Genomic DNA, 10,434 nt, shown 5'->3' with positions numbered 1-10,434 from the left:
GCTCTTGCACTTATACTTTGAAAGCAGACTTTTCACTTTCATGACGTGCAAAAAGAAAAAAAGGGTTATATAACCACATTTTTTCCAAACAAACAAATGATTATACTATTTTTCCCACACCATTTGATTTTTATGCAAATTTTGCGCTAAAAATTCAATTGGTGAAAATACACGTATCTTTGGCATTTTATAATATTACCATAGACCCAAATTCGAGTCAACACTTTTTCGAACGAATAATAAAATACCCTTTTTTCCGCTCTACGACTTCGACTTCCCCGAAAATGGACTCTAGCTTTTCGATAGCTGATGGAGCTCCCTGTTTCTTTTGAATGACGATCCAAAGCTCTCCATCTTTCACAAGATGATCATTGGCCTGTTCAAATATTGCGTGAACAACGTTTTTTCCAGCCCGGATCGGCGGATTCGTAAGGATAGCACCGAAATCATTTTCTTTCACCTGATCAAATAAGTTGCTTTGGTAGATGGTCACATTGTCCAATTGATTGCGCATCGCGTTCTTTTTCGAGAGCTCGATTGCCCGCTCGTTGATATCAACCATTGATACCGGCGTATCTGGATAGGCTGCCGCAAGGGACAATCCGATCGGACCATATCCGCAGCCCATATCTAAAATCCCGCCATCTGCTTCCGGTTTTTCAAATGTTTCTATTAAAAGCCGACTGCCGAAATCCACTTCTCTTTTGGAGAAAACACCCGAATCTGAATAAAAACGGAAAGTGCGGCCCTTTAATGTAAACGACCAATCTTTCATATCGCTCTGCGAAACAGGTTTACTCGAATAATAATGATCTCCCATTTTGCCATCTCCTTAGATAACATACTATGATCGAAGGAAGTCCTAACATCTTGTATAACTCTTTGCTGCGGTAAATATACATGCCTTTACACGTGGTTGACTATAGCAAGAAAAAAAGCCCGCGATTCACGCGAGCTTCTTTTGTAAAGTCAATAAGGTTCAAGATTACTTAAGTTCGATCGTAGCTCCAACTTCTTCAAGCTTAGCTTTCATTTCTTCAGCTTCTTCTTTAGCTACGCCTTCTTTAAGTGGCTTTGGAGCTCCGTCTACTAGTTCTTTAGCGTCTTTAAGTCCAAGACCTGTGATTTCACGAACTACCTTGATGACTTTGATCTTAGAAGATCCAGCGCTTTCAAGGACTACGTCAAATTCAGTTTTTTCTTCAGCTCCGCCTTCAGCAGCGCCACCAGCAACAGCTACAGGTGCTGCAGCAGTTACTCCAAATTCTTCTTCGATTGCTTTTACTAGATCGTTAAGTTCTAGTACAGACATTTCTTTAATTGCATCAATGATTTGATCTTTACTCATTGTTAATTCCTCCTATTAGTTGTTTTTAATTAAATAAACGTTTCCGTTATTTTGAAATCCAGATTATGCACCTTGCTCTTCTTTTTGATCTGCAACAGCTTTCGTAGCCAACGCGAAGTTACGCATTGGTGCTTGAAGTACGCTAAGAAGCATAGAAAGAAGTCCTTCGCGTGATGGAAGTTCAGCAAGTGCTTTGATGTTCTCGACAGATGTGATCTGACCTTCGATTACACCAGTTTTGATTACTAACGCTTCGTGTTCTTTAGAGAAGTTGTTCAAAATCTTAGCTGGAGCAACAACCTCTTCATCACTGAAAGCGATCGCTGTAGGTCCAACTAGTGATTCACTCAATCCGCCAAGCTCAGCTTCCTCAGCAGCACGACGAGTCATCGTGTTTTTGTATACTTTGAAAGTGATACCAGCATCACGAAGTTGCTTACGCAATTCAGTTACTTCAGCAACATCCAGTCCGCGGTAATCTACGAAGATCGTAGCTTTACTATTACGAAGCTGATCTGCAATTGTTGAAACTAACTGTTTCTTTTGTTCAAGTACGCTCATTTTTTACACCTCCTGTTTTTTCATACCGCAGTTGTTTGCACAACTCATGAAAAAAGCCTTTATGTCGTGTAGACATAAAGGCGTAGTGTCATAAAATCATAACGATGTATGAATTTCAACACACCTCGGCAGGAAATTAAGCGATTCCTCGCACCTACTGTCTACGGTATGACCTATTCAATTGCCGATAGTTATTATATCTTGGGTGTATCTAAAAGTCAACAGCTTATTTTGTGCCAAAGCTATTCGGGTTGACTTTGATTCCAGGTCCCATAGTTGAAGCGATAGCAATGTTCTTGATGTAAGTTCCTTTAGCTGCCGCTGGCTTGACTTTGATCAATGTGTCCATGATTGTAGTCAAGTTTTCTACAAGCTTGTCATCTTCGAACGATACTTTACCGATTGGGCAGTGAACATTACTTTGCTTGTCTACACGGTATTCAACCTTACCAGCTTTGATTTCTTGAACTGCTTTTTCAACTTCGAATGTTACTGTTCCTGTTTTCGGGTTCGGCATCAAGCCTTTAGGTCCTAATACACGACCAAGCTTACCAACTTCACCCATCATGTCAGGTGTTGCAACGATTACGTCAAATTCGAACCAACCTTGGTTGATTTTGTTGATGTAATCAGCATCCCCTACATAATCAGCTCCAGCAGCTTCTGCTTCCTTCGCTTTATCACCTTTTGCAAAAACAAGAACACGTTGTGTTTTACCAGTTCCGTTCGGAAGTACAACTGCTCCACGAACTTGTTGGTCTGCTTTCTTAGGGTCAACCCCAAGACGTACAGCAATTTCTACAGTTTCGTCAAACTTAGCTGGAGCTGCTTTTTTCACAAGCTCGATCGCTTCGTTTGCACTATATTGATTGGAACGATCAACAAGCTTTGAAGCTTCTTGATACTTCTTTCCTTTTTTAGCCAATTTCATTTCCTCCTTAAGTGTGGTTTTTACGGAATATCCTCCCACTTGTGCGCCAATTCAGCGCCATAAGAAAGGTTGCGAAGAACGCAACCTTATGTGCTATGCATGATTAGTCCTCAATTACAATACCCATACTGCGCGCAGTACCTTCTACCATACGCATGGCAGATTCTACGTTTGCAGCATTAAGGTCAGGCATTTTCGTCTCAGCGATCTCTTTTACCTTATCACGCTTAACCGTTGCAACCTTGTTACGGTTAGGTTCTCCAGAACCCGACTCGATACCTGCTGCTTTTTTCAACAATACTGCAGCCGGTGGAGTTTTCGTAATGAATGTAAATGAACGGTCTTCAAAAACCGTAATTTCAACCGGGATAATCATACCAGCTTGATCAGAAGTTCTTGCGTTGAATTCTTTACAGAATCCCATGATGTTAACACCTGCTTGACCTAAAGCCGGTCCTACTGGTGGTGCTGGGTTTGCTTTCCCTGCAGGAATTTGCAATTTTACTACCTTAATTACCTTTTTAGCCACGTGACACACCTCCTTAGTCCGTGATGTGGTATATTGGGCTCTTTTGGCCCTCCCACTCAATAACGGGGCTGGCGTACGCCAACCCTCCCAATTTTATATCGGGTTGTTTCAAACATTAAAATTCTATCATTTCCTGTTTTACATTTCAACATTTTCTTGAAAGTTTTGTTGAAAAGGCGAATTAGACACCTATGAAAGACTGGCTTACTTTTTTAAAAAGATATGCAATACATTATTGTTGATTATTACAAAAGTACGTCTCGTCTTAGTTTGGTTAACGGACACAGGAGACCTTATTTGACCAAAATAAGGGGATTTCACAAACTTAGCGGACACCAGGGACCTTATTTCATGTAAAAACATAGAAATCATCTACAAAATTGACAAATAGCGTCTCTCATGTCCGTTAAAATTTCCAAAACCCTCTAAATGTCACAAATAACGGCGCTGATGTCCGTTAATCGGTAACTTGCTTAACTGTAAACCCTCGCCTGGCTCGCTGTTCCGAGTGGCTTAAAGCAACTTTCTCACCCAGTAAGTCAATACGTGAGGACCGGAAAAACGAGTAACGATCACCGGCTACTAAAACCGTCACGTCCTGTGCGTCGGAAATTCGCCGTTTATCAACGAGCGATACTTGCACGCATTCTACGAGTTGTACCGAGGAAGCTTTCTCCAAAGGATTACTAGTAGACGCAGGTACATGGAGTATAGCTATTGGATCTTCTCGACTTGGGTAAACCCAACCTCAACAGGAGTCTCTCTTCCGAACATGTTGACGTGGACCTTGAGCTTTTGTTTATCGATGTCGATATCTTCAACAGAGCCTACGAAATTCGCAAAAGGACCCTCTTTAATTTTCACACTTTCTTTAACTTCGTAATCGACCTCAGCTTTTGGTTTTTCAAGTCCCATGCTAGATAGAATACGATCTACTTCTTCAGGTAACAGGGGTGTAGGTTTCGAGCCTGAACCCGTGGAACCTACGAATCCTGTAACACCAGGTGTATTCCGTACGACATACCAGGAATCGTCTGTCATGACCATCTCTGTCAAGACATACCCTGGGAACACCTTCTTCATAGCGGTCTTCTTCTTGCCGTTTTTAATTTCTGTTTCTTCTTCTTGCGGCACAAGCACACGGAAGATTTTATCCTCCATGCCCATTGATTCAACGCGCTTTTCCAGGTTCGCTTTTACCTTGTTTTCGTATCCAGAATACGTGTGTACTACATACCATCTTTTTTCCATAACTTGTGAGGACACGATCGTCCTTTCCCTCCCAAACGGATATACTTTACCATTGTAGCCATTTGTTTTTCAGATTAATCAAGTACGTTCAATTATTCAAATACGGTTTCAATGACCCAAGTTAATCCTTGGTCAATCAATGCAAAGAATATTACGATGAAAATTACTGTCGCCAAAACAGTAATTGTGTACTTTGTCAATTCTTTACGATTCGGCCAAGAAACCCTTTTTAGTTCCCTGACGACATTAGTGAAAAACCTACCTGTTTTTTGTGCAATTCCAGCCATTTATTTTACCCCCCAGTAAAATTGGTTATGAATGAATAACTCCCTAAACTTCCCGTTTTGCCATGTTGATTTGCATAAAGTGACAGGTTCAATGTTGAATCGGCGGCTACCGCAGGCAATACGGTTCTATTTATCTGATCGTCGGACGGATTTCATTTGGTTTCACGATGTAACGTGTGCGTCTGGCAATGTTTGCAGAACTTTTTCATTTCATTTCGACCTTGATCACTTGCTTTGTTCTTCTTAGTCGAATAGTTTCGTTGTTTACATTGTTCACAAGCAAGTATGACCTTCGTACGCATCAGTAATCATCTCCAGAACACATCAAAATCCGAACAATTTTCGAGTTTAATCCATACTTTGTCCATTTTATGCTATACACTTTATCACAGGGGTATAGTCCTGTCAACGCAACCAGAGCGTGCTCCAAAGCACTCTGGATACGTTTTTAAAATGTATATTTGTGACTTTTGAATCAGCATTAAAGTCCAAAAAAGTCGAAAAGTTGACAGTGACTTTTTGAGCCACCCTATAAAGTGCAAGAAAAAAACAGGGACATATCCTTCCCTGTCAATAGTGAATGCGCGTTCAAAAGTCGCCGTATTAAATTTGATGCTTTTTTGCACTTGATGAATTTCTCAAGTATAAGCGCAACAAAGGTTCACATTCGCCAAGTTTTTTAAGAGTTCTCTATAATCCAACTTCTCTTAACTCGAGATAACGTTCAAGTTTTCTTTTTACTCGCTGAAGGGCATTGTCAATTGATTTCACGTGACGATTCAAATCAACCGAAATCTCCTGATAAGATCGTCCATCAAGATAAAGCATCAATACTTTCCGTTCCAGATCACTTAACAGTTCCCCCATTTTGAGTTCGATATCATCAAATTCTTCTTGATTGATGATCAGCTCTTCCGGGTCTGTTACCCTTGAACCACATATGACATCCAACAGCGTCCGATCAGATTCTTCATCATAAATTGGTTTATCGAGTGATACGTATGAATTAAGCGGAATGTGTTTTTGTCTTGTTGCCGTTTTAATGGCGGTTATCATCTGGCGAGTAATACAAAGTTCAGCGAAAGCCTTGAAAGAAGATAGCTTGTCCTCTTTAAAATCACGGATAGCCTTGTAAAGTCCAATCATACCTTCTTGAATGATGTCTTCGCGATCCGCACCAATCAAAAAATAAGACCGTGCTTTTGCGCGGACGAAATTCTTGTACTTGTTGATTAAGTATTCAAGTGCGGGGCTGTTACCTTCGTGAACCTGCTCCACAATCGACTCATCTTCAAGCTCGTCAAATTTCGGGTGTACAATCTCTTTGAGTTCTATGCTCACGAGAATCCCTCCGACCATGGCGACCTAGATATAGAAATATTATACAGTCAGATTCGACAAGCGTCAACCACTCACCGGTCCCCTCGCCGCCATTTTTCAAAAATTTCTGCAACTTCATCTGATAATGTCAAGGCTGAAGAGCGCCTTTCATTTTGAATATCTTTCACTTTTCGACTGATTCTTTTTTCGATATTGTCTACCTCGATTGCCAGTTCCCGAGCAGACTTCCGCAGAGCTCCAAGGCCAAACGTAACCCATTGTTCCATAAAATCAGATGTAGCTACATGGACTTTGGTGCGGATGTCTTTCAGTTCTTTTGCCAGCTTTTCAATTCGCTCATCTGCCGATTCATTTTCTTTTGTAAAAATAACTTCGATCCGATAGTTTTTGTATTTCGTTTCGTTCCCTGGTACATAATGGGCATCAAAAACGACGATTACTCTCATGCCCGTGTATGCCTGATATTCTGCCATCTTATCGACCAAAAGATCACGTGCGGCGGCAAGGTCATCATCCCTAAGGATTCGGAGGTCCGGCCAATCCCCTATCATGTTATAGCCGTCAACCAGTAGAATCTCCACCGTTATTCACCGGAAGACCTTCGTTGCCTGAATACCTCGTACATCAACAGTCCTGCAGCCACCGAAGCATTCAAGGAAGTCACTTTACCTTTCATTGGAAGAGATACGAGAAAGTCACATTTTTCCTTCACCAATCGACCGATCCCTTTTCCTTCGCTTCCTATGACCAACCCGATGGGCATATCGTATTTCGCATCCGTGTAGTCCTGGTCTCCTCTGGCATCTGTCGCAACAAACCATACTCCGCGCGCCTTTAAGTCTTCAATTGTCCTTGCAATATTCGTCACACGGACAACGGGCACGTACTCGATTGCACCTGTCGAAGCCTTTGCCACAGCTGAGGTCAATCCTACCGCCCTTCGTTTCGGTATGATCACACCATGTGCACCGGAGGCATCGGCTGTCCGTAAAATCGACCCGAGATTATGAGGGTCTTCGATTTCATCCAACACAAGGAAGAATGGATCTTCATTCTGTTTTTTCGCTAGATCGAAAATATCCTCGATATCTGCATAATCATAAGCCGCTACATAAGCCAGCACACCTTGATGATTGACTCCTTCAGCCAGGGAATCCAGCTTTTTCTTTGGAACATACTGGACTTGGATCCGTTCTTTCTTAGCCTGACTGATAACTTGTCCGATCGACCCTTTCTGTGCCCCTTCTGCCACAATGATCTTGTTGATGTCTCGTCCAGATCGAAGTGCTTCGAGGACAGGGTTCCTTCCGGTTACGATATCATTATTCATCTGCTTTCCCCTCCTTCAGGTTCTTCTACGATGGTTATCGCCTTTTCAATGATCGAATCCAGACGTTCTTTACTGTCGGATAAATATAGAAATCCAATCAAGGCTTCAAAGGCTGTCCCATATCGGTAGGTCTGGATGTCTGTATTCTTCGGAATCGTTCCCATTTTACTATTCCTTCCTCTACGGACCACGCCTTGTTCTTCTTCCGTCAATTCAAGGTTCTCAAGCATCGTCAAAATGACAGATGCTTGAGCCCTGGCTGAAACATAACGGGTAGAAAGCTTATGCAGCTGGTGTGGTTTAACCTCTCCTTTCCCTAACAAATAGGAACGGATATACACTTCATAGACAGCATCCCCAATATAAGCGAGAGCAGAGGATTTTAATTGTTTCGGATCTGCAATTGACTGACTGTAAGGCTCCTTCATGATTTCCGTTTCCACCTTACTCCTTGAGGAGTATCTTCAAGTATGATGCCTTGCTCAACCAAATTATCTCGGATTTCATCAGCAAGTTGAAAGTTCTTTTCTTTACGTGCTTGATTCCGTTTTTCAATCAATGCTTCGATGTCTTCGTCCAATAACTCTTTTTCACCTTTAAGAACTAACCCTAGAACCTCTCCGATTTCCGCAATAACTGAAACGAATTTCTCTAACACCTCAATGGTTGTATTCTTTTCTTGTAGGTATACATTCGCTTCTTTAGACAAATCGAACAGGGTTGCGATTGCATTCGAAGTGTTGAAATCGTCATCCATTTCCTTGATGAAACGCTGCTTGTAATCCTCGATTTTTTGCAGCCATTTTTCATTATCCATACCCAGATCCGCACTATGCTCGATACGATGTTCTAGGTTTTCAACAGTCGTTCGGATCCGGTCTAAACTTGTCTTTGCACTTTCAAGCAGTTCTTCAGTGAAGTTAATCGGGTGTCTGTAATGTACATTCAGCATGAAGAATCGGAACGCTTGCGGATCGACCTTTTTGATTAGGTCATGCAACAGGATGAAATTCCCGAGTGACTTCGACATTTTTTCATTGTTGATGTTAATATACCCGTTATGCATCCAATAATTTGCCATCTTCTTATCATTCAATGCTTCAGATTGAGCAATCTCGTTTTCATGGTGAGGAAATGATAGGTCTTGCCCGCCTGCGTGGATGTCAATTGTGTCTCCCAGATATTTTTTCACCATGGCAGAGCACTCGATATGCCACCCTGGTCTTCCTTTACCCCATGGGCTTTCCCAGAAGATTTCTCCTTCTTTGGCTGTTTTCCATAAGACGAAATCTAACGGATCTTCTTTGTGTTCTCCTACCTGGATCCTCGCCCCCACACGGAGTTCATCAATCGATTGCTGTGAAAGCTTCCCGTAATCCTTGAACTTCTTCGTCCTGAAATAGACGTCTCCCCCTGCTTCATAGGCGTATCCTTTTTCAATCAATGTTTCAATGAATTGGATGATATCGTCCATTGTTTCGGTTACACGTGGATGGAGATCGGCTTTTCTGACATTCAATTCGGTTGTATCGTTGTGGTAGGCCTCTATGAACCTTTCCGCTAAACTTGGCACTTCCTCACCAAGTTCATTTGCAGCCTTGATGATTTTGTCATCTACATCTGTGAAGTTTGAGATGAAATGAACATCATATCCTCGATACTCGAGATAACGGCGGACCGTATCGAAGACGATCGGGGGCCTCGCATTTCCGATATGAATGTAGTTGTAGACTGTCGGTCCACACACATACATGTTCACTTTTCCTTCTTCAATTGGTTTGAATGGTTCTTTTTGCCGTGTCAATGTGTTATAAATGTGAATGCTCATTTCAACTCACTCCTTCTTAAAAACTCGATTTCTTCTTTCAAACGCTCGATTTCTTTCTCCATCACTTTCAATTTATCCGATACAGGATCCGGGAGGTCACTATGGTCGAGATCCCCTTTCACGCGAACGCCATCTTGAACCACTACCTTGCCGGGTATACCGACGACCGTGGAATTTTGGGGTACATCTTGTAAAACGACCGATCCCGCTCCCACCTTAGAATACTTACCTATTGTGATCGAACCTAAAACTTTCGCACCTGTTGCAACCAATGTATGATCTTCAAGCGTCGGGTGACGTTTACCTTTTTCTTTCCCGGTTCCACCTAATGTTACGCCCTGGAATAAGGTTACGTTATCTCCGATTTCACATGTTTCGCCAATGACGACACCCATTCCATGGTCAATGAAACAGCGTCTGCCCACCTTTGCACCAGGGTGTATTTCAATACCAGTAATGAAACGGCTCAATTGCGATATGACGCGGGCCAAAAAGAAGAATTTCTTTTTCCAGAAAAAATGTGCGAAGCGATGTGCCCAAATGGCATGCAGACCTGAATAGGTCAAAATCACTTCAAAATAGCTTCTTGCAGCAGGGTCTTGGTCGAATACCACATCGATATCTTCCTTCAAGGTTTTAAACATATACGTCACTCCTCTCCACTATGATTTTCTTTAGATAAAACTTTTTAATGCGTTTTGGATATGTTTGGGATATTCATTCCCAGATGTCTTTTAACGGACACAGGAGACCTTATTTAGCCGTTTTTAATATTAATTGAGATGCTAACGGACACCAGGGACCTTATTTAGTGAAAAATATGGAAAATCAGCTGTTTTGTTCACAGATAACGTCTCTCATGTCCGTTACACCTGTTCGCTTTCCCCGAAGGAGTGTCGCACTCCTATTCAACACTGTTTTTCATAAAGTCTCTTGGAACTGCATTCTTTTTCAAACGAAAAGAGACTGGGGGAGCAAAAGGGAAAACATAAAAAAACGCCTCTGTGATCACTCACAGAGACGCTTTT

The 10,434-nt window shown here is 41.9% G+C and carries 14 protein-coding genes and 2 other annotated features (1 of these 16 only partly in view); all 14 genes read right to left on the bottom strand.

The genetic code is table 11. The annotated features are described in order from the left end of the window. Nucleotides 1-217: 217 nt before the first annotated feature. Entirely contained in the window at nt 218-820 is a 603-nt protein-coding gene (locus tag ACTWQL_RS21655) for a class I SAM-dependent methyltransferase (protein WP_443144480.1), read from the bottom strand. Nucleotides 821-985: 165 nt separating this feature from the next. Further along, nucleotides 986-1,348: a 50S ribosomal protein L7/L12 gene (gene rplL / locus ACTWQL_RS21650; RefSeq protein ID WP_443144479.1), complete on the bottom strand. Its 363-nt coding sequence runs from the start codon at nt 1,346-1,348 to the stop codon at nt 986-988. A 63-nt stretch (nt 1,349-1,411) separates the two neighbouring features. After that, complete coding sequence (gene rplJ, locus ACTWQL_RS21645) at nt 1,412-1,909, bottom strand: 50S ribosomal protein L10 (protein WP_443144478.1); 498 nt, start codon at nt 1,907-1,909, stop codon at nt 1,412-1,414. Between the two features lie 40 nt (nt 1,910-1,949). Beyond that, nucleotides 1,950-2,094, bottom strand: a sequence feature (ribosomal protein L10 leader region). A 41-nt stretch (nt 2,095-2,135) separates the two neighbouring features. Beyond that, on the bottom strand, nt 2,136-2,879 hold the full coding sequence (gene rplA, locus ACTWQL_RS21640) for a 50S ribosomal protein L1 (protein ID WP_443144477.1): 744 nt from the start codon (nt 2,877-2,879) through the stop codon (nt 2,136-2,138). Between the two features lie 64 nt (nt 2,880-2,943). After that, nucleotides 2,944-3,369, bottom strand: coding sequence for a 50S ribosomal protein L11 (gene rplK, locus ACTWQL_RS21635; protein ID WP_221569202.1), 426 nt, complete (start codon nt 3,367-3,369; stop codon nt 2,944-2,946). 714 nt (nt 3,370-4,083) lie between these two features. Continuing rightward, nucleotides 4,084-4,620 carry a transcription termination/antitermination protein NusG gene (gene nusG, locus ACTWQL_RS21630; protein WP_221569203.1) on the bottom strand — a complete coding sequence of 179 codons (537 nt, stop codon included), beginning with the start codon at nt 4,618-4,620 and terminating at the stop codon, nt 4,084-4,086. A 92-nt stretch (nt 4,621-4,712) separates the two neighbouring features. Continuing rightward, nucleotides 4,713-4,907, bottom strand: coding sequence for a preprotein translocase subunit SecE (secE, locus tag ACTWQL_RS21625; protein ID WP_443144476.1), 195 nt, complete (start codon nt 4,905-4,907; stop codon nt 4,713-4,715). A gap of 152 nt (nt 4,908-5,059) precedes the next feature. Next, the gene (gene rpmG, locus ACTWQL_RS21620; RefSeq protein ID WP_443144475.1) at nt 5,060-5,209 is read right to left on the bottom strand and encodes a 50S ribosomal protein L33; all 150 of its coding nucleotides are present in this window, start codon (nt 5,207-5,209) and stop codon (nt 5,060-5,062) included. A gap of 388 nt (nt 5,210-5,597) precedes the next feature. Next, nucleotides 5,598-6,248, bottom strand: coding sequence for an RNA polymerase sporulation sigma factor SigH (gene sigH / locus ACTWQL_RS21615; RefSeq protein WP_443144474.1), 651 nt, complete (start codon nt 6,246-6,248; stop codon nt 5,598-5,600). 71 nt (nt 6,249-6,319) lie between these two features. Beyond that, nucleotides 6,320-6,829, bottom strand: a complete 510-nt coding sequence (locus tag ACTWQL_RS21610) for an NYN domain-containing protein (RefSeq protein ID WP_443144473.1) — start codon at nt 6,827-6,829, stop codon at nt 6,320-6,322. A 2-nt stretch (nt 6,830-6,831) separates the two neighbouring features. Further along, nucleotides 6,832-7,578: a 23S rRNA (guanosine(2251)-2'-O)-methyltransferase RlmB gene (gene rlmB, locus ACTWQL_RS21605; protein ID WP_443144472.1), complete on the bottom strand. Its 747-nt coding sequence runs from the start codon at nt 7,576-7,578 to the stop codon at nt 6,832-6,834. After that, nucleotides 7,575-7,982 (bottom strand): Mini-ribonuclease 3, encoded by a 408-nt coding sequence (locus ACTWQL_RS21600; protein ID WP_443144514.1) that lies wholly within the window; start codon nt 7,980-7,982, stop codon nt 7,575-7,577. The genes rlmB and ACTWQL_RS21600 overlap by 4 nt, the downstream gene beginning before the upstream one ends. Before the next feature lie 20 nt (nt 7,983-8,002). Next, entirely contained in the window at nt 8,003-9,406 is a 1,404-nt protein-coding gene (cysS, locus tag ACTWQL_RS21595) for a cysteine--tRNA ligase (RefSeq protein ID WP_443144471.1), read from the bottom strand. Next, nucleotides 9,403-10,050, bottom strand: coding sequence for a serine O-acetyltransferase (gene cysE, locus ACTWQL_RS21590; RefSeq protein WP_443144470.1), 648 nt, complete (start codon nt 10,048-10,050; stop codon nt 9,403-9,405). The genes cysS and cysE overlap by 4 nt, the downstream gene beginning before the upstream one ends. Before the next feature lie 369 nt (nt 10,051-10,419). After that, nucleotides 10,420-10,434, bottom strand: a binding site (T-box leader); it runs 203 nt beyond the window's last position.

The organism is Pseudalkalibacillus sp. R45, assembly GCF_052246725.1.
Taxonomy (GTDB): Bacteria; Bacillota; Bacilli; order Bacillales; family Fictibacillaceae; genus Pseudalkalibacillus.
This window is presented reverse-complemented; position numbering and strand designations above follow the sequence as displayed.